The sequence below is a fragment of the Streptomyces sp. DSM 40868 genome, from assembly GCF_011820545.1.
In the GTDB taxonomy this organism is placed as follows: domain Bacteria; phylum Actinomycetota; class Actinomycetes; order Streptomycetales; family Streptomycetaceae; genus Streptomyces; species Streptomyces eurythermus.
The window spans coordinates 4,103,972-4,126,205 of record NZ_CP050504.1; the positions used below are offsets into that span (position 1 = coordinate 4,103,972).

General features: G+C 70.4%; 28 protein-coding genes and 1 tRNA gene. 11 read left to right on the top strand and 18 right to left on the bottom strand.

All coding sequences use genetic code 11. The annotated features are described in order from the left end of the window. Nucleotides 1–327 precede the first annotated feature (327 nt). Together HB370_RS18510 and HB370_RS18515 are read left to right on the top strand one after the other, a co-directional pair. Nucleotides 328–900, top strand: coding sequence for a flavin reductase family protein (locus HB370_RS18510; RefSeq protein ID WP_078637444.1), 573 nt, complete (start codon nt 328–330; stop codon nt 898–900). Nucleotides 901–950: 50 nt separating this feature from the next. Continuing rightward, a complete protein-coding gene (locus tag HB370_RS18515; protein WP_030779587.1) occupies nt 951–1,409 on the top strand; it encodes a GNAT family N-acetyltransferase in 459 nt (152 codons plus the stop codon). A 7-nt stretch (nt 1,410–1,416) separates the two neighbouring features. Here HB370_RS18515 and HB370_RS18520 read toward each other — a convergent pair whose 3' ends face one another. After that, complete coding sequence (locus HB370_RS18520; RefSeq protein WP_030779590.1) at nt 1,417–2,259, bottom strand: sigma-70 family RNA polymerase sigma factor; 843 nt, start codon at nt 2,257–2,259, stop codon at nt 1,417–1,419. An 87-nt stretch (nt 2,260–2,346) separates the two neighbouring features. Continuing rightward, nucleotides 2,347–2,784, bottom strand: coding sequence for an alternative ribosome rescue aminoacyl-tRNA hydrolase ArfB (gene arfB / locus HB370_RS18525; protein ID WP_030612215.1), 438 nt, complete (start codon nt 2,782–2,784; stop codon nt 2,347–2,349). A 218-nt stretch (nt 2,785–3,002) separates the two neighbouring features. On the opposite strand from arfB, the gene HB370_RS18530 reads away from it, so the two are divergent. Further along, nucleotides 3,003–3,578, top strand: coding sequence for a TerD family protein (locus HB370_RS18530; RefSeq protein WP_030779593.1), 576 nt, complete (start codon nt 3,003–3,005; stop codon nt 3,576–3,578). 50 nt (nt 3,579–3,628) lie between these two features. On the opposite strand, the gene HB370_RS18535 is transcribed toward HB370_RS18530, so the two are convergent. The 3 genes from HB370_RS18535 to HB370_RS18545 are packed head-to-tail and all read right to left on the bottom strand — an operon-like array spanning nt 3,629 to nt 4,519. Continuing rightward, nucleotides 3,629–4,018 carry a hypothetical protein gene (locus HB370_RS18535; protein ID WP_030779595.1) on the bottom strand — a complete coding sequence of 130 codons (390 nt, stop codon included), beginning with the start codon at nt 4,016–4,018 and terminating at the stop codon, nt 3,629–3,631. Next, on the bottom strand, nt 4,015–4,209 hold the full coding sequence (locus HB370_RS18540) for a hypothetical protein (RefSeq protein WP_157855550.1): 195 nt from the start codon (nt 4,207–4,209) through the stop codon (nt 4,015–4,017). Before HB370_RS18540 ends, HB370_RS18535 begins: the two co-directional genes overlap by 4 nt. Then, nucleotides 4,184–4,519: a hypothetical protein gene (locus HB370_RS18545; RefSeq protein WP_030779597.1), complete on the bottom strand. Its 336-nt coding sequence runs from the start codon at nt 4,517–4,519 to the stop codon at nt 4,184–4,186. The genes HB370_RS18540 and HB370_RS18545 overlap by 26 nt, the downstream gene beginning before the upstream one ends. 107 nt (nt 4,520–4,626) lie before the next feature. Between HB370_RS18545 and HB370_RS18550 the strand changes: the two genes are divergently transcribed. The 5 genes from HB370_RS18550 (at nt 4,627) to HB370_RS18570 (ending at nt 9,202) form a co-directional block, all read left to right on the top strand. Next, a complete protein-coding gene (locus HB370_RS18550; protein WP_030779599.1) occupies nt 4,627–5,448 on the top strand; it encodes a helix-turn-helix transcriptional regulator in 822 nt (273 codons plus the stop codon). A gap of 11 nt (nt 5,449–5,459) precedes the next feature. Next, a complete protein-coding gene (locus HB370_RS18555; RefSeq protein WP_030779601.1) occupies nt 5,460–5,660 on the top strand; it encodes a DUF397 domain-containing protein in 201 nt (66 codons plus the stop codon). Nucleotides 5,661–5,742: 82 nt separating this feature from the next. After that, entirely contained in the window at nt 5,743–5,943 is a 201-nt protein-coding gene (locus tag HB370_RS18560) for a DUF397 domain-containing protein (protein ID WP_030779603.1), read from the top strand. Between the two features lie 13 nt (nt 5,944–5,956). Next, a complete protein-coding gene (locus tag HB370_RS18565) occupies nt 5,957–6,157 on the top strand; it encodes a DUF397 domain-containing protein (protein WP_030779606.1) in 201 nt (66 codons plus the stop codon). Nucleotides 6,158–6,283: 126 nt separating this feature from the next. Next, the gene (locus HB370_RS18570; RefSeq protein WP_051815510.1) at nt 6,284–9,202 is read left to right on the top strand and encodes a SpaA isopeptide-forming pilin-related protein; all 2,919 of its coding nucleotides are present in this window, start codon (nt 6,284–6,286) and stop codon (nt 9,200–9,202) included. 66 nt (nt 9,203–9,268) lie between these two features. Here HB370_RS18570 and HB370_RS18575 read toward each other — a convergent pair whose 3' ends face one another. Beyond that, nucleotides 9,269–9,769: a hypothetical protein gene (locus HB370_RS18575; RefSeq protein WP_030779612.1), complete on the bottom strand. Its 501-nt coding sequence runs from the start codon at nt 9,767–9,769 to the stop codon at nt 9,269–9,271. Nucleotides 9,770–10,053: 284 nt separating this feature from the next. Between HB370_RS18575 and HB370_RS18580 the strand changes: the two genes are divergently transcribed. Both HB370_RS18580 and HB370_RS18585 read left to right on the top strand, forming a co-directional pair. Then, complete coding sequence (locus HB370_RS18580; protein WP_051815512.1) at nt 10,054–10,425, top strand: beta/gamma crystallin domain-containing protein; 372 nt, start codon at nt 10,054–10,056, stop codon at nt 10,423–10,425. 82 nt (nt 10,426–10,507) lie between these two features. Then, entirely contained in the window at nt 10,508–11,899 is a 1,392-nt protein-coding gene (locus tag HB370_RS18585) for a M1 family metallopeptidase (RefSeq protein ID WP_030779618.1), read from the top strand. Between the two features lie 23 nt (nt 11,900–11,922). Here the strand turns inward: HB370_RS18585 and HB370_RS18590 are convergent, their stop codons facing one another. The 3 genes from HB370_RS18590 to HB370_RS18600 form a co-directional block, all read right to left on the bottom strand. Next, nucleotides 11,923–12,615 carry a pentapeptide repeat-containing protein gene (locus HB370_RS18590; RefSeq protein WP_208974414.1) on the bottom strand — a complete coding sequence of 231 codons (693 nt, stop codon included), beginning with the start codon at nt 12,613–12,615 and terminating at the stop codon, nt 11,923–11,925. Nucleotides 12,616–12,727: 112 nt separating this feature from the next. Continuing rightward, a complete protein-coding gene (locus HB370_RS18595) occupies nt 12,728–14,134 on the bottom strand; it encodes an FAD-dependent oxidoreductase (protein ID WP_167512997.1) in 1,407 nt (468 codons plus the stop codon). A 10-nt stretch (nt 14,135–14,144) separates the two neighbouring features. Continuing rightward, nucleotides 14,145–14,798, bottom strand: a complete 654-nt coding sequence (locus tag HB370_RS18600) for a rhomboid-like protein (RefSeq protein WP_030779624.1) — start codon at nt 14,796–14,798, stop codon at nt 14,145–14,147. A 34-nt stretch (nt 14,799–14,832) separates the two neighbouring features. Between HB370_RS18600 and HB370_RS18605 the strand changes: the two genes are divergently transcribed. After that, nucleotides 14,833–15,708, top strand: a complete 876-nt coding sequence (locus HB370_RS18605; RefSeq protein WP_244405557.1) for an aminoglycoside phosphotransferase family protein — start codon at nt 14,833–14,835, stop codon at nt 15,706–15,708. A 40-nt stretch (nt 15,709–15,748) separates the two neighbouring features. Here HB370_RS18605 and HB370_RS18610 read toward each other — a convergent pair. The 9 genes from HB370_RS18610 to HB370_RS42695 form a co-directional block, all read right to left on the bottom strand. After that, nucleotides 15,749–15,808: transfer RNA gene (locus HB370_RS18610), tRNA-Ser, on the bottom strand. Next, the gene (locus HB370_RS18615; RefSeq protein WP_157855551.1) at nt 15,784–15,963 is read right to left on the bottom strand and encodes a hypothetical protein; all 180 of its coding nucleotides are present in this window, start codon (nt 15,961–15,963) and stop codon (nt 15,784–15,786) included. The genes HB370_RS18610 and HB370_RS18615 overlap by 25 nt, the downstream gene beginning before the upstream one ends. A 10-nt stretch (nt 15,964–15,973) precedes the next feature. Beyond that, complete coding sequence (locus HB370_RS18620) at nt 15,974–16,657, bottom strand: DUF5994 family protein (protein WP_030779633.1); 684 nt, start codon at nt 16,655–16,657, stop codon at nt 15,974–15,976. A gap of 107 nt (nt 16,658–16,764) precedes the next feature. Then, a complete protein-coding gene (locus HB370_RS18625) occupies nt 16,765–17,982 on the bottom strand; it encodes an HTTM domain-containing protein (protein WP_078637447.1) in 1,218 nt (405 codons plus the stop codon). Beyond that, nucleotides 17,972–18,664, bottom strand: coding sequence for a DUF5819 family protein (locus tag HB370_RS18630; protein WP_244405559.1), 693 nt, complete (start codon nt 18,662–18,664; stop codon nt 17,972–17,974). Before HB370_RS18630 ends, HB370_RS18625 begins: the two co-directional genes overlap by 11 nt. A 158-nt stretch (nt 18,665–18,822) precedes the next feature. Further along, on the bottom strand, nt 18,823–19,794 hold the full coding sequence (locus tag HB370_RS18635; RefSeq protein WP_342450963.1) for an ice-binding family protein: 972 nt from the start codon (nt 19,792–19,794) through the stop codon (nt 18,823–18,825). A 13-nt stretch (nt 19,795–19,807) separates the two neighbouring features. Beyond that, nucleotides 19,808–20,071, bottom strand: coding sequence for a hypothetical protein (locus HB370_RS42690; protein ID WP_342450964.1), 264 nt, complete (start codon nt 20,069–20,071; stop codon nt 19,808–19,810). A gap of 344 nt (nt 20,072–20,415) precedes the next feature. Further along, entirely contained in the window at nt 20,416–21,492 is a 1,077-nt protein-coding gene (locus HB370_RS18640; protein WP_037701189.1) for an acyl-CoA desaturase, read from the bottom strand. Nucleotides 21,493–21,765: 273 nt separating this feature from the next. Further along, the gene (locus tag HB370_RS42695; protein WP_037701078.1) at nt 21,766–22,059 is read right to left on the bottom strand and encodes a CsbD family protein; all 294 of its coding nucleotides are present in this window, start codon (nt 22,057–22,059) and stop codon (nt 21,766–21,768) included. Between the last annotated feature and the right edge of the window lie 175 nt (nt 22,060–22,234).

The following is a 22,234-nucleotide window of genomic DNA, read 5'->3' on the forward strand; positions in this document are numbered from 1 at the left end:
CCTTCGGCGCTTCTCCCGCGTGGTCAGCGGTGGCTCTTCGTCGTGCTGTGCGCGTTGTCCTTGCGGCTCCCCGCCACTGAATCACAGCGCGCTGCCCACTCGGTACACAGGGTCAACAATTCCCGCCTCTTGTGACTCAAGTCACAAGGAAACGTGAACAATTGAGTGCAGTTTCTGCGTTTGCCCCCTGTGATTCCCGAAGACACACGGTGCGCGCTCGTTCACATCATGCACGCGCCGAGCGCGCCGCTGGTCCTCGCGACCTAGGACCCGGCTCGGGCCAGGGCCCGATGCCCGCCGCACCGGGCGAAGACTAGCGTTTCCGGCGTGCTGAAGACTCCCTCCCCCACCACCCCCCTGCCTTCCGGGCATGCTGAGGGGGTGAGCAACGACGAGTTCCGGGCCGCGATGTCCCGGCTGGCCGCGGGCGTGGTCCTGGTCACCGCGCAGGAACCGCCGCTGGACCCGGACGACCCCCACGCACCGGGGGTGGAGGACGTCGGCATGACCGCCACCGCGTTCCTGTCGGTCTCCCTCGACCCGCCGCTGGTCATGGTCAGCCTGCGCGAGGGCGCCCGGATGGACGACCTGCTCGCCGAACAGCCGCTGTGGGCGGTGTCGGTCCTCGCCGAGAGCCAACGGCACATCGCGGGCCGCTTCGCCATGAAGGGCCGGATCAGCGACCGGCTGCTCTTCGAGGACATCCCCTACCGCCGTGGCGAGGTCACCGGCGCCCCGCTGGTCGGGGGCGCGCTGGCCACCCTGGAGTGCCGTACCGAGCAGCGGGTGGCCGCCGGGGACCACACCCTGGTCATCGGCCGCGTCCTCACCGCGCACGTGCCCAGCGCCGAGGGCGGCCCGCTGCTGTACTTCCGCGGCCGCTACCGGCAGCTGGGCTGAGCCGGGAAATTCCGTGGCCGGGGCGGGGCCGGCGGGCCTACGGTGCGCCGATGACACCTCGCCTGGAAGTGGTGACCCCACGGAACTTCGAGACCGCCGTCGCCCTGCGCGTCCGCCCCGACCAGGAGCACGCCGTCGCACCGGTGGTGCGGTCGCTCGCCGAGGCGTACGTCCACCCGGACGGCGTCGCCTGGCCCCGGCTGATCACCGACGACGGCCGGACGGTCGGCTTCGTGATGGCCTACTTCGGCATCGACTGGCACGGCGACGGCAGCCTGTACCGCTCCGGGCTGTGGCGGCTGAACATCGCGGCCGGTGAACAGGGCCGGGGCTACGGCCGGTTCGCCGTGGACGCGGTGGCCACGGAGATCCGCCGCCGCGGCGGCACCCACCTGTACGCCAGCTGGCACCCCGGCACCCACGGCCCCGGCGACTTCTACACCCGCCTGGGCTTCCACCCGACCGGGGAGACCGACGGGGACCAGGTGGTGGGGGTACTGGAGCTGTGAACGGGCGCTACGCCTCCTCCACCGTCAGTTCCGCCAGGCGGGACGGGGCGGTGATGATGTCGATCTCCGTGATGCGGTCGGCGATGAAGGTGAAGGCCAGGACCTGCGTGACGCGGCCGTCGGCGAACAGGGCCAGGCCCGTCGCGCCGTCGATCAGCGCCGGCCGTGCGAGCCGTGCCAGGTGGGCGAAGCTCGCCGCGCCCGCGGCGACCCGGGCCGCGCCGCTGTTCACACCGGACTCCGAGCGGGCCACCACATCCGGGTCGAGCACCGCGAGCAGCCCCTCGAAGTCCCCGTCCCGCGCCGCGGCCAGGAAGGCGTCCACCACCCGCCGCTGCCGGGCCAGGTCGGCCTCCGGCGCCTCGACCCCCCGCACCCGGCGCCGGGCCCGGCTGGCGAGCTGCCGCGCCGAGGCCGGGGTACGCCCGAGGATCCCGGCGATCTCCTCGAACGGCACGCCGAACATGTCGTGCAGCACGAACGCCAGCCGCTCGGCCGGCGAAAGGGTGTCCAGGACGACCAACAAGGCGAGCCCCACCGAGTCGGCGAGCAGGGCGCGCTGCGCGGGGTCCGGCTCCTCGGACGGCGCCGGCAGCCGGCTCTCCAGCGGCTCCTCGCCCCGCGTGCGGCGGGAGCGCAGCATGTCGAGGCAGACCCGGCCGACCACGGTCGTCAGCCAGCCACCGAGGTTGGTCACCTCCCCCGTGTCCGACCGGCTCAGCCGGACCCACGCCTCCTGGACGGCGTCCTCGGCCTCGGCGGCGGAGCCGAGCATCCGGTAGGCGACGGCCCCCAGATGCCCGCGGTACGCCTCGAACCGCTCGGCGAGAAAGTCGTTGTCGGTCGTCATGGCGGGCCCGGCCTCTTCCGTCGTCGTCCTCGGTGCTGTCACCGCCTTGACGACGGAGCGGCCACGGATGTGACAGCGGCCCGCCCGCTACCCCCACTCGCGGCCCGACCGGCCCCGCTTCGTCTCCGAGCGCTGCTTCTTCTCCCGCAGCCGGCGTTCGTTGATGCCACGCGGGATACGGGTGGGCTTGCGGGGCTTGGGCGGAGGCGCGGTGGCCTCCGCGAGGAGCGCGGCGAGGCGTACGGCGGCGGCCTCCCGGTTGCGCCACTGCGAGCGGTGCTCGGAGGCCCGTACGGTCACCACCCCGTCCACGAGGCGGCCGGCCAGCCGGTGCAGCGCCCGCTCCTTCCACACGGGCGGGAGCGCCTCGGTGCGCGCGAGGTCGAAGCGCAGCTCCACCTGCGAGTCACTGGTGTTGACGTGCTGTCCGCCGGGCCCGGACGACCTGGAGAAACGCCACATCAGCTCGGCCTCGGGCAGCGAGACCGAACCACGGATGAGATAGGGCCCGGACATGCCCTCCATGTTCCCGGTCCGGCCCGGCGCACGTCACCTGGATTTCCGGCCCCCGGTCCGCCCCGCCGGGAGCGCCCTGCTCCGGGCTCGGTAAAAAAGGTAAAGCGATCCGGAACCCAGGGGACACCCCGCGTCGTTGTCACGGGTGACGGTAGCTTCGTCGGCATAGCTCCGTCGGCACAGATGTGCGCACATACGCACGGGTATCCAAGGAAGGGACTCCCAACATGGCTGTAAGCCTGTCCAAGGGTGGCAACGTCTCGCTCACCAAGGAGGCTCCGGGCCTGACCGCCGTCACCGTGGGCCTCGGCTGGGACGTCCGCACGACCACCGGCACGGACTTCGACCTGGACGCCTCCGCCATCGCGGTGAACACGCAGGGCAAGGTCTACTCGGACGCCCACTTCGTGTTCTTCAACAACAAGCAGACCCCGGACAACTCGATCGTCCACACGGGTGACAACCGCACGGGCGAGGGCGCCGGCGACGACGAGGCGATCAACGTCGACCTGGCCGCGCTCCCGGCCGACGTCGACAAGATCGTCTTCCCGGTGTCCATCTACGACGCCGAGAACCGCGGCCAGAACTTCGGCCAGGTCCGCAACGCCTACATCCGCATCGTCAACCAGGCCGGCGGCGCCGAGATCGCCCGCTACGACCTGTCGGAGGACGCGGCCACCGAGACGGCCATGATCTTCGGCGAGCTGTACCGCAACGGCGCGGAGTGGAAGTTCCGCGCGGTCGGCCAGGGCTACGCCTCGGGCCTGGTCGGCATCGCCCAGGACTTCGGCGTCAACGTCTGACAGTAGGCACACGTCCGAAGACCCCCCGAGTCGCCTTCGGGGGGTCTTCTTCATGGGCGGACGAGACCGTCGCCGGGGAACTCGCCCGCCGATCGCGCCGGCGCTTCGAGGTCCACGTGATCCCACTCGCACTTCCCGGGATGGCCTTTGTAGATCGTGCAGGACGATCCCAGGGGCGTTTTGGTCCTCAGGCACACCTCGGCATCGACGATCCACTGCGTTCCCGGGTCATCGCGCCAGCACAGGTACACGTCCTTCTCGAGTTCCGAGCCGCTTCGCAGCCACGTGGCATGGAACTCGTGCTCTTCTTCACCCAGCACACACCGGAGGTCGTCCAGGAACGCCCAGTCGACTTCACCGTGGTCGGCGCAGGGCAGTCGTTGAGCCAGCCGGAAGGTGTGATCCTTGATTTCGCAGGTGCTGGTGCAGCGGAAGGTCATCCCCTCACCACCCTTGCCTGCACACCGGCCTCGATGGTGAGCGCCAGTTCTTCGGCCGCCTCGATCCCGATGCACTGGATGGCCAGGAAGCCGCCCGCGGGGTCGATCAGCACGTCCACGATGGCGCCGGCCCGCATGATGGCCTTTTCGAGGTGGGCCCGTGTCCTAACTGTCCTTGGCGGATGTTCCATTGATCGCCTCCTCCGGGTGCCGCTCGCGGAGGGTCAGCCCGTCCTTCAGAAGGTCGAGGAGGCCGCGGGCCTGGACCACGTTGCAGTCGCCGAGCCGGACCACCCAGCGGCGGTTCTCGGCGGGGGCCAGCCGGGTGTGGAACTGCGGAAGCCTGATGCCGGCCTCCGCCAGCACCGCGTCCAGGGCGAAGGTGATCTCGCCGACCTCGAGTGTCTGCCGGATGCCCAGCGTGGGGATGTGTTCGTCGCCGGGGCTCTCCGGGCTCTTCTCGCCGTCAACTGGGGCCAGTTCGTTCAGTCTTTCGGGCACGAAAGTTCCTCTCCGTAGCACTGCGACTACCGGACGGGTTCAGCATGGGACCACGCCTGGGAACCGTTCAACGTGTTGGAAGAGAACGAAAGGTCGGTGAAGCGCCCTTGAACCGCAAGGAGTTGAACCCCGACGCGTCGCCGCAGGCGGCGTACGGAGCACGTCTGCGCAGCCTGCGGGAGGCACGCGGCTGGACCCAGGAAGACCTGGCCACCCTGACGGAATATTCCAGCGTGCATATTTCGGCCGTGGAAACCGGTCGGAAACCTCCGACCCTTCGCTTTTCGCGTAGCGCGGACAGAGCATTCGGCCTCACGGGCAGCGCGGACTCGTTCGAGCGCGAGTACCGGCAGATCCGGCACGGCAACCTGCTGGAAGGCTTCCCCGAGTTCGTCAAGCACGAGGGCAGGGCGGCGGAAATCCGGTTGTACGAGATCGGGATCATCCCCGGCCTGCTCCAGACACCGGAGTACGCGCGTGTCCTCGCGGACAGTGCCGTGCACCGAGGGACCATCACGCCCGAACAGGCGGAGGAAAGAGTCTCGTTCCTGGCGGAACGGCAGGCGGCCCTGGAACATCCCCGCCTCCCCACGATGCTGGTGGTGATGGATGAGAGCTGCATCCGCAGACAGGTCGGCGGACCGAAGGTCATGAGGGCCCAGCTCGACCGGTTGATGCAGTTCGCCGAGCTGCCTAACACCGTGCTCCAGGTCGCTCCCTTCGACATGGGGGAGCGTCGCCCGTTCGACCTGCCCATGACCTTACTGACGATGCCGGACCTGTCCGTGATCGCGTACGCGGAATCCCAGACGCGAGGCCACTTGGAGCGTGAAACGGCAGCGGTGCTCCCCCTGTTGGCGGGCTACCATCAGTTGCAGGCAGATGCTCTGCCCCAGGCTGCATCGGTGGCCATGATCAAAGAGGCATGAAAGGGCACCCCGTGACGACCGAGTCCCCCCGCTGGTTCAAGTCCTCCTACAGCAACAACGGCGGCCAGTGCATCGAGGTCGCCACCAACCTCGCCGCCAGCCACGACATGGTCCCCGTCCGCGACTCCAAGGACGCCGACGGCGCCGTACTGAACTTCACCACCGGCAGCTGGGCCTCGTTCATCGCGTATGCCGCCGCCCAGAGCGTCTGAAACCCCGCTCACGACCGCCTCCTCCTTCCGCTGTAGTGGGAGGAGGCGCACTCTTCACCGAAGCGGCATGAAAGGGCACCCCATGACGTCCGAGGCCCCCCGCTGGTTCAAGTCCCCCTACAGCAACAACGGCGGCAACTGCATCGAGGTCGCCACCAACCTCGCCCCCACCCACAACGTCGTCCCCGTCCGCGACTCCAAGAACACCGACGGCGCCGTACTGAACTTCACCACCCGCGCCTGGGCCTCCTTCATCGCGTACGCCGCCGACCAGCGCCTCTGAGGGAAGGGCACCCATGACGTCCGAATCCCCCCGCTGGTTCAAGTCTTCCTACAGCGGCAACGGCGGCCAGTGCATCGAGGTCGCCACCAACCTCGCCGCCAGCCACGACACGGTCCCCGTCCGCGACTCCAAGAACACCGACGGCGCCGTACTGAACTTCACCACCCGCACCTGGGCCTCCTTCATCACGTACGCCGCCGCCCAGCGCGTCTGAATACACCCGCCTCGTACGGCTGTCGCGTCGGCCGGGCCGATCGTGTGCGGGCCGTCCGCGTGACAGCCGCCCGGCCCGGGAATGTCATCCACGCCGCACCGGCCCCGGCGGCGAAGCCTTTGGGGCATGCACTCCATCGGAAACCGTGTGGCGGCGCTCCGGTCCGGACTGGGCCGGGCCGGGCTGGCCTGCGCACTCGTGGCGGGCCTGGCCCCCGCCCTGATCCTCGGGGTGGGAGCCGGCCAGGCCCAGGCCGCCCCGCTGCCGGGCGGGCTCGGCCCCTGCGTGCCGGGGGACTGCCCGGACCCGTTCCCGGGCATCAACAACGGCCCCTTCGCGGGCCGGGACAACGGCATCAACATCTTCGTCGGCAACGACTTCCTCGTCCGGGGCAGGGCCGCCGAGGCGGAGGGCCGGGTCGTCGTCCTGGACGACTTCGACATGGCCAAGGACACCGCCGGCAGCGCCGTCTACAACGTCGGCATCGTCGGGGTCGGCTCGCGGGTGCCACCGCCCGACGGCGCGGACTTCCTGACCACCGGCGACGACATCACCGTCGCCCCCGGCCAGCGGCTGCTCGCCGAGGGCGGGGTCGTCCGGTACGGCGGCACGGTGACCGGCACGGTGGAGGGCACCCTCGTCCACGACCCGGACGCCGCGCAGCCGTACCTGCCGCTGCGCGACCAGCTGACCGCCGCGAGCCAGTGCTACGCCCGCGTGGACGGGACGCCCCGGCCGGCCACCGGCACGGCGGTGAACCAGGGCTACCAGACGCTGTTCACGGGCGACGGCACCTCCGCGCTCCAGGTGTTCAACGTCGACTTCGACCTCACCGGCCCCGGCGGAGGACAGCAGGGGATCGCCTTCGCGAACATCCCGGACGACGCGACGATCCTGGTCAACATCGTCGGCGACAACCGGGTCATCAACACCTACAGCGGCGGCATCGACGACGCGACCGACCCGTTCAACGCCTACCGCGAACGCCTGCTGTGGAACTTCCCCGACGCCACCTCGGTGAACCTGACCGGCACGGGCCAGTTCCAGGGCAGTGTGCTGGTGGGTCAGCAGGCGTCCATGACCACGGTGTCGCTGCCCGGGATGGACGGCCGCTTCCTCACCACCGGTTCGCTCACCCACACCAGCGCCCAGACGGGCGTCGAGTTCCACTCGTACCCGTTCGACGGCGACCTGCCGGACTGCGGCGGCGAGCCGCAGCCGGTCACCGGCGAGGTACGTGTCAACAAGACCGACGCCGAGACCGGCAACCCGCTCGCGGGCGCCGAATTCGAGCTGTGGCAGGAAACCAACGGCACGCCCGGTCTCCAGACCGGCGGCGCCGACCCCGACACCCGCGTCGGTGACACCTGCACCACGGGCACGGACGGCCTCTGCGCGCGGACGGTGGAGACCGGCACGTACTACTGGCGCGAGACGGCAGCCCCCGACGGCTACGACCTCCCCGCCCCCAACGTCTTCGGCCCCCTGACCCTCACCGAGGCCAACGCCGACGACGGAGTCCAGACCACCGCCGCGAACATCCGCACGGAAGAACCCGAACCGGTCACCGGCGAGGTCCGCGTCGAGAAGACCGACGCCGAGACCGGTGATCCCCTCGCGGGCGCCAAGTTCGAGCTGTGGGAGGAGACCAACGGCATCCCGGGCCTCCAGACCGGCGGCGCCACCCCCGACAGCCAGGTCGGCGGGGTGTGCACCACCGGCACGAACGGCCTGTGCACACGGACGGTGGACCCGGGCACGTACTACTGGCGCGAGACGGCGGCCCCCGACGGCTACGACCTCCCCGACCCCAACGTCTTCGGCCCCCTGGTCCTGACCCAGGCCAACGCCGACGACGGCGTACAGATCACCGCCGCGAACACCCCCACCGAAGAACCCCAGCCGGTCACCGGTGAAGTCCGCGTCGACAAGACCGACTCGGAGACCGGAGCGCCGCTGGAGGGTGCGGTGTTCGAGCTGTGGGAGGAGACCAACGGCATCCCCGGCCTCCAGACCGGCGGCGCCAACCCTGACACCCAGCTCGGCGGCACCTGCACCACCGGCACGGACGGAGTGTGCGCGCGGACGGTGGAGCCGGGCACGTACTACTGGCGGGAGACCTCGGCCCCCGACGGCTACGACCTCCCGAACCCCAACGTCTTCGGCCCCCTGACCCTCACCGAGACCAACGCCGACGACGGCGTACAGATCACCGCCGCGAACACCCCCACCCAAGAACCCCAACCGACCACCGGCGAAGTCCGCGTCAACAAGACCGACGCCCAGACCGGCCGACCCCTCGCGGGCGCCGTGTTCCAGCTGTGGAGGGAGACCAACAACATCCCCGGTCTCCAGACCGGCGGCTCCACCCCCGACACCCAGGTCGGCGGCACCTGCACCACCGGCACAACCGGCCAGTGCACACGGACGGTCGCACCCGGCACGTACTACTGGCGCGAGACGGCGGCCCCCGACGGCTACGACCTCCCCGACCCCAACGTCTTCGGCCCCCTGGTCCTGACCCAAGCCAACGCCGACGACGGCGTGCAGGTCACCGCCGTGAACTTCCGGACCGAGGAGCCGGACACAGAGGGCACCCTCACGATCAAGAAGACCGATGCCCAGAACGGCAAGCCCCTCGCGGGCGCGGTCTTCGAGCTGTGGAAGGAGACCAACGGAACTCCCGGCCTCCAGACCTCCGGCACCGGCCCCGACACCCGCATCGGCCCGAGTTGCACCACCGACGCCCGGGGCGACTGCACCTTCGACGACCTCCCGCTCGGCGAGTACTACGTGCGCGAGGTCGCCGTGCCCGACGGCTACCGGCTGCCCGACGACCCGGTCAGCGGTCCGCACGAGCTGACCGAGGACAACGCCGAGGACGGCATCACCGTCCGGCTCGGCAACAGCCGCTGCGAGCCCGGCCACCACGGCTACGGCGACGACGACGGCTACGGACACTCCGGCGGCTACGGCGACTCCGGCACAGGCTGCGGGGTCCCGGACGGCGACGGCGACTCCGGCAAGGAGTACGGAGACAAGTAGCGGCACGTGCCAGCGCGCCCCCTCCGGATGCCGTGAGCCGGAGGGGGCGCTCTCATGTCCGGCGCCCTACGGCACCCGGGGGAAGCGGGCCTGGAGGGTCCAGATCACCGGGTTCTCCGCCAGGTCCTCGTGCAGGTCGGTGAGGTCCGCCAGCAGGTCGTGCAGGAAGTCCCGGGCCTCCCGGCGCAGTTCGGCGTGGGAGAAGGACAGCGGGGGCTCCTCGGCCGGGGACCAGTCGGAGGTGATGTCGACCCAGCCGAAGCGACGCTCGAACAGCATCCGGTCGGTGGACTCGGTGAAGTCCAGCTCCGCCCGCTGCGGCCGGGCGGCCCGGGAGCCCATCGGGTCCCGGTCCAGCTGCTCGGCGATGTCGCACAGCGCCCACGCGAAGTCCAGCACCGGCACCCATCCCCAGGCTGTGGACAGCTCCCGGTCGGTCTCGGTGTCCGCGAGATAGACGTCCCCGCAGAACAGGTCGTGCCGCAGCGCGTGCGCGTCCGCGCGCCGGTAGTCGGTCTGGGGCGGATCCGGGAACCGGTTGGAGAGGGCATAGCCGATGTCGAGCACGGGGAGATGGTGTCACGCCGGTCCGCCCGGAACCGCTGTCGGCCCTCCCGGACACCCCCACGCCCACCTGGGACCACCCGCCGTACACCCCACGGCCCCGCTCCACCGGGCCCGTATAAAGGGAAGGCAAAGAACATCACGTGCCGTTCCTGGCCGACACAGCGCTGAGCCAGGATTGAAGCGCACAAGGGCCGACTTTCCCGCCCGACGGGGCAGTTGCCTCACCGTTCGGGATGAACCCCGGCTCACGCAGCGTGCCCGACCCCTCAGGGAGATGTCACATCGTGCCCACCGCCAGGAAGACCACCCGGAACCTGTTAGCCGTAGCGTTACTGACCGCGGGCCTCGCCGTCGCGACTCCGGTGAACGCCGCGCACGCCATGAACCAGACGCCTTGCACCAGTGACGACCTGTTGCACATCTGGGGCCACTACAGCCGTCCGATCATTGTCGGCCCCAACGGGCCCTTCGAATACTGCGCCGCCAACGCGGGAACCATGAGTCTCGGAGCCGGCGCCTGGGTGGACAAGATCTCCACCGGGAACAACGACATCCAGATGAACGACGCCAACGGCTCCACCGTCAAGATCAGCCGCTGGAACATCGTGACCTACCCCACCCGGCCGCCGAACATCACGTCCATTCAGATCTTCTGAGGCGCCGACACGTTCACCGGTGGCACGCCCCACCCGCCGTACGCCCCACCGCCGTACCCCCCGCCCGCCTAAGATCACTGGCATGTCCAGATCGGTACGCCTTGTCCCGGCCCTCGCGGCGCTGCTGGCCCTCGCCCTGACCGGCACGGCGTGCGACGCCGGTGTCCGGGGCGCCCCGGGCGGCTCCGGTGTGGGCGACCCGTACTTCCCGAAGGCCGGCAACGGCGGCTACGACGTCGGGCACTACAGCCTCGCCCTGGACTACACCCCGGCCACCCGCCGGCTCACCGGCACCGCGGTCATCACCGCCCGGGCCACCCGCGACCTGTCCGCGTTCGATCTCGACCTCGCCGGACTCCACGTCGACTCGGTCGACGTGGAGGGCGAGAAGGCCCGCTGGAACCGCACCGGTCAGGAACTCACCGTCCGCCCGCACACCGACCTCAGCAAGGGCGAGACCTTCCGCACGACCGTCCGCTACTCGGGCACCCCGCGCACCCTCACCGACCCCGACGGCTCCAAGGAGGGCTGGCTGCCCACCACCGACGGCGCCCTCGCCCTCGGTGAACCCGTCGGCTCCATGGCCTGGTTCCCCGGCAACCACCACCCCTCCGACAAGGCGACCTACGACATCGCGGTCACCGTCCCCACGGCCTTCAAGGCCGTCTCGAACGGCGAGCAGACGGACCGGACCACGAAGGGCGACCGCACGACCTACCGCTGGCAGTCGGCCCAGCCCATGGCGAGCTACCTCGCCACCGTCGCCGTCGGCCGCTACGACATCGCCCGCACCACCGGCCCGCACGGCCTGCCGGTCGTCACCGCCGTCGACCCCGGCCAGGCCGAGGCGAGCGCCGGCGTGCTCGCGAAGATCCCGGAGATCCTGGACTGGGCGGAGTACAACTTCGGGCCGTACCCCTTCTCCTCCGCCGGCGTGATCGTGGCCCGCCCGGGCGACGCCGGTTACGCCCTGGAGACCCAGACCCGCCCCGTCTTCCCCGGCCCGCCCGACGTCTCCACCCTGGTGCACGAACTCGCCCACCAGTGGTACGGCGACTCGGTCGGCCCCGCGTCCTGGCGGGACATGTGGCTCAACGAGGGCTTCGCGACGTACGCGGAGTGGCTCTACGACGAGGACCACGACGGGCCCACCGCCCAGGAGACCTTCACCAGCCTCTACGAGGACGGACCCGACGACATCTGGGCCTTCCCGCCGGCCCGGCCGACGAGCGCCGCGCACATCTCCGGCGCCCCCGTCTACCAGCGCGGCGCGATGGTCCTGCACAAGATCCGCCAGACCGTCGGCGACGACACCTTCTACGACCTCGTCCAGGGCTGGGCCGCCGCCCACCGCCACGGCACCGCCGACACCGCCGACTTCGTCCGATACGTGGAGCGGAAGGCCCCGGGGAAGGACTTCGGCACCATCTGGAAGGACTGGCTGTACGGGGACGGCAAGCCCGCCCACGCCTGAGGCCCCGCCACGGCCGCCGTGGCTCAGTCCGTCACCCGTATGCCCAGCTCCGCCGCCAGCAGCGGGGCCAGGTCCAGCAGCTGGCCCGTGCCGATCACCGCGCCGGACAGGCGGTCCAGGCCCCGGACGATCTCCAGCGGCGCGGCACCGCGCAGATCGACGTCCGCCAGCGTCGCGCTGCCGAAGTCCGCCCCCTTCAGGGCGCAGTCGGTGAACTCCACCCGCTCCAGCCGCGCCCCCGCGAAGTCCGGCTCGACCAGCACACAGGACTCGAACACGACGTCCTTCAGCCGGGCCTCGCGCAGATTCAGGAAGTCGATCTTCCCGCCCCGGACCACGACCCGCTCCAGCACCGCCCCGTGCATCTGGGTGCCGCCCAACCGCGCGTCGACCAGCTCGACATCGCGGAACGTGGACTCCGCGAGCCCGGTGCCGACCCCGCGCAGGCCGGTCAGGACCGAGTCCAGCACCCGGGCTCTGCCCAGCGCCGTCTCGTCCAGGACGCAGCCCGTCAGCGCGCAGTCCATGAACCGGGCGCCCCGCGCGTCCTGCCCGGCCAGGTCCCGTTCCCGGAACTCCAGCCCGTCGTAGTCCCCGTCCGGCTCCAGTGCGCCGTCGTCCCAGGGAGCCAGGGCCGGCAGCCGCAGCTCCGGCCGCCGCGCGCCCCGCACCGCCGTCCGGCCCCCGGGCCGGCCCTCCGTCGCTCGCCTCACCATGCCCCCATGCTGCACCCCGCCACTGACAATCCGCCTGAGCTGCGAAAAGGCCGGAATGCCGGATGCGGCGAGGCGCCGTACGCCGGATCCGCGAAAGGAGACGGAGCCCCGGTCAGTGGCGGCCCGCCACCCGGTCCGCCAGACGGGCCAGCCTCGAGGACCGGGTGTCCGGGTAGCGGCGTTCGCGCCGGTCGGCGGCGCGGTAGGTGGCGTACATGCCCTGCACGCCCAGCCAGCGGAAGGGTTCCGGCTCCCATTTGCGGACCCGGTGGCCCACCCAGGGAAGCTCCGTCAGCTCGGTGCGTCCGCCCTGGCCGGAGTCCTGCCGGACCAGGTCGCGCAGGGTGCGGGCGGCCAGGTTGGCGGTGGCGACGCCGGAGCCGACGTAGCCGCCCGCCCAGCCGAGCCCGGTGGAGCGGTCCAGCGTGACGGTGGCGCACCAGTCGCGCGGCACGCCGAGCACCCCCGACCAGGCGTGCTCGATCCGCACGCCCGCCAGGGACGGGAAGAAGCGGGTCAGGATCTCGCGCAGCGCCGCTACGGTCGTCTCCTGCGTGCGGCCGTCGTTGTCGGTGCGCGAGCCGAACCGGTACGGCACCCCGCGCCCGCCGAGCGCGATCCGGCCGTCGGCGGTGCGCTGCGCGTACATGTAGGCGTGCGCCATGTCGCCGAGGGTCTCGCGGCCCGCCCAGCCGATCGCCGCCCACTGCTCCTCGGTCAGCGGTTCGGTCGCGATCATCGAGGAGTTCATCGGCAGCCAGGTCCGCCGCTGGCCCTTGAGGGCGGCGGTGAAGCCCTCGGTGCAGCGCAGGACATAGGGCGCGCGGACCGTGCCGTAGGGGGTGACCGCGTGCTTGGGGCGGATCTCCGTCACCGGCGTCGACTCGTGGATGGTCACCCCGAGCGCCTCCACGGCCGCCGCGAGCCCCTTCACCAGCTTCACCGGGTGCAGCCGGGCACCGTGCGGGGTCCAGGTGGAGCCGACCGCGTCCGCGACCCGGATCCGCTCGGCGGTCTGGCGGGCACCGTACAGCTCCCGGTCCGTCTCGCCGTGGGCCAGCTCGTGCGCGTGGAACGCCTTCAGCCGCGCCAACTGCGCCGGAGTGGTGGCCACTTCCAGGACACCGCCGTGGTGGATGTCGGCGTCGATGCCCTCCGCGCGGGCGACCGCGACCACCTCGGCGACCGTGTCGTTCATCGCCTTCTGCAGCCGTACGGCGGCCTCGTGGCCGTGCAGCCGGGCGTACCGGTCCCGGCCCGCGATGCCGTTGTACAGCCAGCCGCCGTTGCGGCCGGATGCCCCGTAACCGCAGAACTTCTGCTCCAGCACGGTGATCCGCAGGAAGGGCGCCGCCTTCTTCAGGTAGTACGCCGTCCACAGGCCGGTGTACCCGCCGCCGACGATGACGACGTCCGCGGACGCGTCCCCGGTCAGCGGCTCGCGCACCGCCGGGAGCCCGTCGTCCGCGTACCAGAACGAGACGCCGCCGTTGACGGCACTGCTAGCCGAGCTGTTCATGGCCGGGACGTTAACCCCTGAGCCCGGCCGGTGTCTCCTTCGGATTCCATGCTTTTCCCCGCCCCCTGACCAGCGGAAAGCAGGCCAGGCCGAACAGCGCCGCGAGGAGGTGGCCGACGTCCGTGACGGTCGGGCCGGCGGCCAGCGGCAGCGTGAACACGGCGAGCACCGCCACCAGATACCCGTACCGCCAGGGCACCGCGATCCGGTAACCGAGCACCGCGATCACCCCGGCCAGCGCGTAACTCACCCCGATGTCCAGGGTGTCGACGGCGGTGAGCGGGGCACGGCCCGTGCGGATCGCCGCCAGCAGCAGGGCCTCGCTCGCCAGCGACGCCGGCACATGGGCCAGCGCGCACACCGCCAGCCAGCGGGCCGTGCCCAGCCAGCGCTCGGCCGGCGCGTGGAACACCGTGTACAGGAAGGCGTACGGCAGCCAGTGCCCGCTCTCGATCCACATCGCGCTCGCCACCAGCACCCGCACGGGGTCACGCGACAGCTCGTGCAGGTTCGTCGACCGGTGCCGCAGGAAGTTCTCCTCGAACTCGGGCGGCATGGAGTGCAGCGCGACGGTCGTGGCGAACAGCACCGCCAGCCACACATGGGTGCCGGGAGCACCGCGGAGGTACGCCCACACCCCGCTCAGACCCCGGTTAATTCGCATGAACCGATTGACGCACGCCGGTATGGTCCGGGTCGTGATCGACATCCCCGCGGAACTGGCCGAGACACAGGAGATGTACAACGGTGCGGCGGGAAAGGCGTTCATCGCCGCGCTGCCGGACCTCGCAGCGGACTTCCTGGACCGCTGGGGGCTCCGGCTCGACGGGCCCTCGATGAACGGCGTCAGCGCCCTGGTGCTGCCGGTGGTCCGCGCCGACGGCGTCCGCGCGGTCCTCAAGCTCCAGCTGCTCGACGAGGAGAGCGAGGGCGAGCCGGTCGCGCTGCGCGCCTGGGACGGCGACGGAGCCGTACGGCTCCTCGACCACGACCCGGCCACCGGCACCATGCTCCTGGAGCGCCTGGACGAGAACCGGATGCTGGCCCACCTCGCCGACACCCGCGAGGCGGTCCTGGTCATCGCCCGGCTGCTGGCCCACCTGACGTCCTTCCCGGCCCCGCCCGGACTGCGCCGCCTCGGCGACATCACCGCGCGCATGCTGGAGCGCACCCCCCGGGCGCTGGACCGCATCCCCGACCCCGAGGCCCGCCGGATCGTCGCCGACTGCGCCGCCGCCGTCCGCGAGGTCGCCGACGAGCCCGGCGACCGGCTGCTGCACTGGGACCTGCACGACGAGAACGTACTGGCCGCCGAGCGCGCCGACTGGCTCGCCATCGACCCCAAGCCGCTGGCCGGCGACCCCGGCTTCGAGCTGTGGCCCGCCCTGGACAACCGGTACGAGGCGGCCGAGGTCCGCTGGCGCTTCGACGCGATGACCGACGTCCTCGGCCTGGACCGGGCCCGGGCCCGCGCCTGGACCTACGGCCGGCTGCTGCAGAACGCCCTGTGGGACGTGGAGGACGGCCGCCCCATCGACCCCCGCCAGCTGGAGATCGCCCGCCTCCTGGCATGAAAAGGCCCAGGTGGGAGCGGATCCCACCCGGGCTTGCCGGAGCCCCCTGTCGGATTCGAACCGACGACCTTCGCTTTACAGGTCCGGTTCCACCGGGGGCCGTGGCGTGCCGCGACCGCGGTGACCGGGCAGGCGGGCGGCGCTGTACCGGTACACGGCGATGGTGCCGGCGTGCCGGATGTCGAGCCGGTGGATCAGACACGCCGCCGCTGCGATGAGGACCAGTAAGGCAGCGGCTGCCGGAAAGGTGTCCACGGCGGCCACCTCACATACCGATGATCAGTCGGCTGGCCCGGCGGGAAACGGGTGCGGACGCCCTGGAACCGCCTTCGTGCTCCCGTGCCCCGTCCGGGTTCGGTGGCTGGTCGGCCGCCAAGGCGCCGTGCCGGGCCTCTTCCGTGGCGATGAGCGCGCTCGCCGTCAGCGCCGGGCCGTCGTAGTCGGACGCCGCAGCCATCAACCGGGCCGCCGGCTCCGCCCCGGCCCCGGGCGGGACGACCAGGAGATCCCAGCGGCCGGTGCCGTAGGAGAGCAGCAGTAGCTTGTGCGGGTCGATCTCCGGGGTGAACCAGCCGACCTTGACGATGTGGCCGTTCACGGGAACCTCGCGGGGGATGACCGGCCAGTGCTCCGGGTTGACGGCGATGCGGGTGATGCGGCCCCACAGGGAGTCCAACGCATCGGTGAGCGCCGGCAGTTCGCTCAGCAGATCCCGGGACCGGGGCCACCAGGCTCCGTCCAGGAGTCCCCGGGAGATACCGTCGGCCTTCAGTGCGAGACGCGCGGCCGGGGCCGCTGCGGGCTCGCGCTGCGACAGGGGTGGAAGCAAGGTCGCCGACATGATGCGGACCCGTCTCCGGGCCGCTTCTACGGCGGCCCGGGTTTCATCTTTCGCCGAGAACGACCCGGCGTGACAGCCGGTGTGCGGAATGCCCTCGGTACTGTCCACACTACTCCGCGCTGCGCCGCGGCGCGGAGTAGTGCCCGCATGGATGTGGGGTACCGGCACGTTCACGAGCTGGGCGGTGGTTGCTACTCAGCGGGTCCACGCGGCTTCTACCGGGTCCCCGTCGGGCCGGACGGTGCCTGCCCACCGCGACCGCTTGCCGGGCGGGACACCGGCCTGTACTCCTCCGGACCGTCCGGGTGACCGCCCTGCGCGGGGACGCATCCGAGCCCCGTTCCCTGCCTCGGCGTCCGCACGCCGCCTCGCCTGGTACCGCGCCGAAGGAGGTGGGGCAGAAACGCGTAGAAGCGGTCGGGAAGGAACACGGCGTCCGCGATGATCATCGCGCCCGAGAAGAGGGGCAGGCCCAGGAGCACCGCGATGCCGGCATGCATGCTCAGCAGCATGACGAGAACGGGGTACTTGAGCCTGCCGAACAGTACGAAGGGGAAGGCGACCTGGGTGAGAACGGTCAGGTAGCCGACGGCCGCGATCACGATCGGGTACTGGTCCATGGCGTGGGACAGCGCGGGCCAGGGCTGGAAGAGTTCGAGGTTCAGCACGTAGTGAAGCGCGGTGCCGTCACCCCAGAACGAGCCCTGGACCTTGTACAGACCGGCCGATCCGTACAGGAAGCAGACCTGTGCCGCGATCACGAAGACGCCGCAGTTGTGCACCACAGTGACCACCGTCCGGCGGGCCGCACGCAGTTCCCGCGCGACAAGGCTCCGCGCCCGCACTGGCACCCCGTCCGCACGCGTCGTCTTGATCCGCTCTCTGCGCGCGTCCAGGGACCAGCGCCGACCGCACGCGGTGAGCACGAGGTACAAGGCCATCAGCAGGATCAGGTTGTCGCCCCCGTCCGTCATGAAGATCGCTCTCGCATGGAACGACGTCACCACGACGGCGAACAGGACGGACATGGCACGGGTCCGCCAGCCCAGCATGAACAACGCGGACGTCATGACAGCCAGTGCGTAGCACAGTTCGAAGTAGGCACGGCTGTCCGACAGGATCAGGACGCTGTACCAGCCCGTCTGGTCGAAGAGCTGTGCCGCCAGCGTGGGTGTCCACGGGGAGCCGGGGCCCCAGATCTCGTGCCGGTGCGGGAACTCACGCAGGAGAAAGACCAGATAGAGCGACCCGTAACCGATGCGCAGGACCGACCTGGCGTACAAGGACACCGGGCGGCTGGTGAGAACGTTCCAGAAGGCATCGGCCCGTGCGCGAAGCGGACGGCGGACTGTACCGGGAGGCCGTGCCCCGCCCACCGATCCGCCCGGTGCGACCGTCGTGGCAGGGAGCTCGCGGGCCTGCTCATTTCCCATGGACGGTCACCTTCCACCAGGGCAGCAGCCGGTTCTCGACCGGCGTCGGCGGCCGGTTGACGACCCTCGCCCCGGGCGCGGCGACGGGCCGCGTGACGACCCGGAGCTGAATGAAGTCGAATCTGCGGCCCTTGTCGTGGCCGGTGACACGGTCCACGGCGACGTTGCTCAGATACGTCTGCATCATCGCGGCCCGTTCCGAGCGTGCCGTGTCGTCCGCGCCGTGTGTGTCGACGTAGGAGGACCAGGCACGGCGCAGGAGGTTCTGAGCCGTGTGGCTCGGAAACACGTGGTGCTTGACCGCGGCCCGGTCCACGGCGCTCAGGTCGAGCCATGGGCTCACCCGCATCGACCCGTCCGGGGCGGTGCGCGCGGTTCTCGCCAGGATCTGCCGATTGAAGGAGTCGGGATTGGGGGCGAAGAGCCGCCAGTTCTGTTCGAAGAGGGGGTACACCCATGCGTTGATCTGCTGGCCGTACCGCCGTGAGAAGGAATTGGAGGGAGCCACGGCAAGGAAGACGACGGCGACATGGACCAGAGCCACCACCAGACACAGGCCCACGGCACTGTGCAGCCCGGTTCTCAGCACGCGGGGGCCGATGGCCATGGTGGCGGGCGGGTCCGCGTCGTCATGACCCTCCCCCGAGAGCGGTCCGGAGCCGGACTGCTCACGTTTCCTCACACCCGCTGATCCGATTCCGCTCGACAACGTCCACCCTGCCTTCTGATCTGTCGCTGTCCGGCGCCTGGGATCGCGTGACTCGCGCCGGCGGTGCGCGACGGGACCGAGGTCCCGCCGCGCACCGTCATCCGAGGAAGGAACCTCGCGCGGTCTGTCGCCTAGTCCTCGTGGCTCTTGCGGCCCTCGGATCCGTCGGAGCCCTCGTGGCCCTCGGAGTCCCCCCCGTAGTCCATGTAGTCCTCGATCTTCGGCTTGCTGCCGTAGCCGTAGCCGTTGTGCGCGTCCGGCTTCTCGCCATGGCCGTGGCCCGGTTTGCCCTGGTGGGAGGCGCCACCATGGCCCGGTCCGCCCGGCGCGCCGCCGTGCCCGCCACCGGCGGTGTTGCCCGCGGTGTTCCCGGTGGTGACGTTGTTGCCGGCGGTGTTGCCCGCGGTGTTTCCGGCGGTGCTGCCCGCGGTGAGGGTGCCCCCGGTGACGAGGGGACCGCCCAGGAGGCCCCCACCGGTCGCGCCGAGGATGGTGCCGCTTGTCAGTCCACCCGTGCTGGTCCCACTGGTGGTGCCGGTGGTGGTGCCGGTCGTGGTTCCGCCGGTCGTGGTGCCGGTGGTCGTTCCGGTCGTGGTGCCGGTGGTCGTTCCGGTCGTGGTTCCGCCGGTGGTGCCGGTCGAGCAGGAACCGAGGAAGATCCGGTTCGTGTCGAGCGTCACGGCACCATTGCGGGCCAGCGCCCGGCCCTCGATGTTCGTGCCCGTGGTCACGTGGATGTCCGTCAGGGCCATGATGGTGCCGACGAAGGTGGAATTGGTGCCTAGTGTGGCCGAACTCCCGATCTGCCAGTACACGTTGCAGGGCGAGGCGCCGTTCGTCAGGAGCACCCGGCTGGAGGACGCCGTCGTCAGGGCCTCCGGAATCTGGAACACCCAGACGGAATTCGGGTTGCCCCCGGCGTCAAGGATCAGATCACCGGTGAGCCCGACACCGGAGGAAGCGGTGTAGACGCCCGGGAGCAGGGTGGTCCCGTTGCCGATTCCCGCCGCGAGCGCGAAGTCCGTGGCCTGGCCCGCCGCGTTGTTGTACGCGGTGACCAGGTCGGACTTGGCTTGAAGCGCCACGGCGTCAGCGGCGTGCACCGCACCGAGCACCTCACCGGGGGGGGAACCCGGTGATGGCCGGGTTCGGGTGCGTCCCGAGGTCGTGGCTGATCACCGTGGGGCCGGTGTTGGTGACTCCCGCGCCCGCCAGAACGGAGAAGCTCGCCGCGGTGGCCAGCGGTACGGGGGTGGCAATGGCGACTGCTTGAACGGGCGACAGGACGACCATCGTGGCGGCGACCGTTGCGGCGAGGGCCGAGGCGAGCAAACCCGGCAAGGTACGGCGGCGGCCCATTTCAGGGATCTTCAGCTTCATCAAGAGGCCATTCTGTGAGGGTCATGGCGTACCGGGCCATAACCAAACGCCCGGAGATACCGATCTGGTGGCGCATATTACGGAGGAATCTTCCAGAGGCCATTGCAAGCGATGACGATTTGCAATTTCCCGGCTCTGAACCCCCGAATGCAGGGCAATAATCAGGGGATGCAAAATTCCGATTATCCGGCACATTCACCTGGATGCGCGGATCGGGTCGCTCCTGCCTGCCCTGCGGTTCTCCGGTACGCAGGGGCCGGAGGCCGGCAACCGAGCCGGTCTCGGCGATCAGGTCAGCGCCTCCGGTCCCTCATCGGCCTCGACACCCTGCGCACACCTCATGGCTACCGGTCATTTCCTCCGGCCCTGTCGCGTCCCCGGGCGGGAACACGGGCCTGCCGGAGCGGTGCTCCGGCCTGATGGAGGCTGGTGAGGGCCAGTCGGTAGGAGGTGATCAGCCCGGTTTCCACGTAGTCCACGCCCAGGTTCTCGCAGTAGCGCCGGACGATGGTCCGGGCCTTGCGCAGGTTGGGGCTGGGCATGCTGGGGAACAGGTGGTGCTCGATCTGATGGTTCAGCCCGCCCAGCGCGATGTCGGTGAACCAGCCGCCGCGCACGTTGCGTGAGGTGAGCACCTGGCGGCGCAGGAAGTCCGGGCGGTCTTCGCCCGTCAGGATCGGCATGCCCTTGTGGTTGGGAGCGAAGACGGAGCCGAGATAGACGCCGAACAGGCCCTGGTGGACTGCGAGGAAGGCGATCGCCATACCGGGCGGCAGCAGCCAGAGCAGGACGGTCACGTAGACCGCGAAGTGCGCGAACAGCAGGGCGCCGTCGAGCGTTCGGTGTTTGAGTGAGCGGTTGGCCAGCGCCTTCACGCTCGACACGTGCAGGTTGAAAGCCTCCAGCGTGAGGAGCGGAAAGAACAGGAACGCCTGCCAGCGGCCGATCAGACGAGGGAGCCCCTTGGCGGCCCGCGCCTGGCCCTGGGACCAGACCAGCAGGTCGGGGTCGAGGTCGGGGTCGAGTTCCTCGTGATTGGGGTTGGCGTGATGGCGGGTGTGCTTGTCCTGCCACCACCCGTAACCCATCCCGATACCGGCACCGGCGATCCGTCCGCATACCTCGCTGCCCCTGCGTCGGCGGAACACCTGGCGGTGGGCTGCGTCATGAGCGAGTAGGGCGACCTGGCCGAAGACAAGGGCCAGGAAGGCGGCGGCCGCAAGCGACCACCAACTGCCGCCTGTGAGCGCGACGGCGGCCCACCCGCCGACGTAGAACACGGCCACCACTGTGATCCGAGCCGTGTAGTAGCCGGGACGGCGTTCCAGCAGGCCGGCCTCGGCGATCTTTCTCGACAACCGGGCGAAGTCGCTGCCGGACGTCTCCGAGAGAGGCGGGCGGACCGTGGTGCGTCTGGTCATGATCGTGAAACTCTCTCCGAAGGAGGCAAACGGCTCGGCACCGGAGGCGGACACCGCCGGGGGCAACGAATTCCGGGACTTGTCCGGACACGTTTGCGAGCGAAAGGGGCCCGGAAAGAGTCAGCGTCGGAGGAGGCGCAAGAGACGACCGTGGCCGTTCTCGCGATGTTTCTTCTCACCATCGGGGCGATTACCTGCGGGCCGGGTGGTGGCCGCGGTTCCGCCTGCGCCGAGGGCGCCCCTCGGTGTTGTCCTGGAGGGTTTACGGGGTGGTCAGTGTTTGAAGGCGTCCTTGATCTTCTGTCCGGCTTGTTTGAGGTTGCCCTTGACCTGGTCTCCACGGCCCTCCGCCTGCAGGCGCCGACTGCCGGTGGCACGGCCGGTTGTCTTCTTGGCGCCGCCCTTCATCGCTTCGGCTCTGTGGGCGATTTTTTTCCCGATACTCATGGTGGCCGCCTTGGGCGCATTGTCTCGTGGGATGTGACGGGAGCACGGCCCGGCGGGCCGGTGCGCAATCACGCGTGCGGTCTGCTCGACGACCGCCATCCGGGGCCGGAGGTAGATCACCGTTGGGTGGGTTCCCCCGCGCTTCCGCGTTCTCCGCGCGGGGAAACTCGCGTAGGGACGAAGACCTCGCGGCCCTTCCTGGTGGAGGCCGTGTCGCGAGGATCTGCCTGCTCCCACAGTAGAACCACGCCGTCCACAAGGCCACGGGGACCGAGACGCAGGGTGCGGGTGCGGA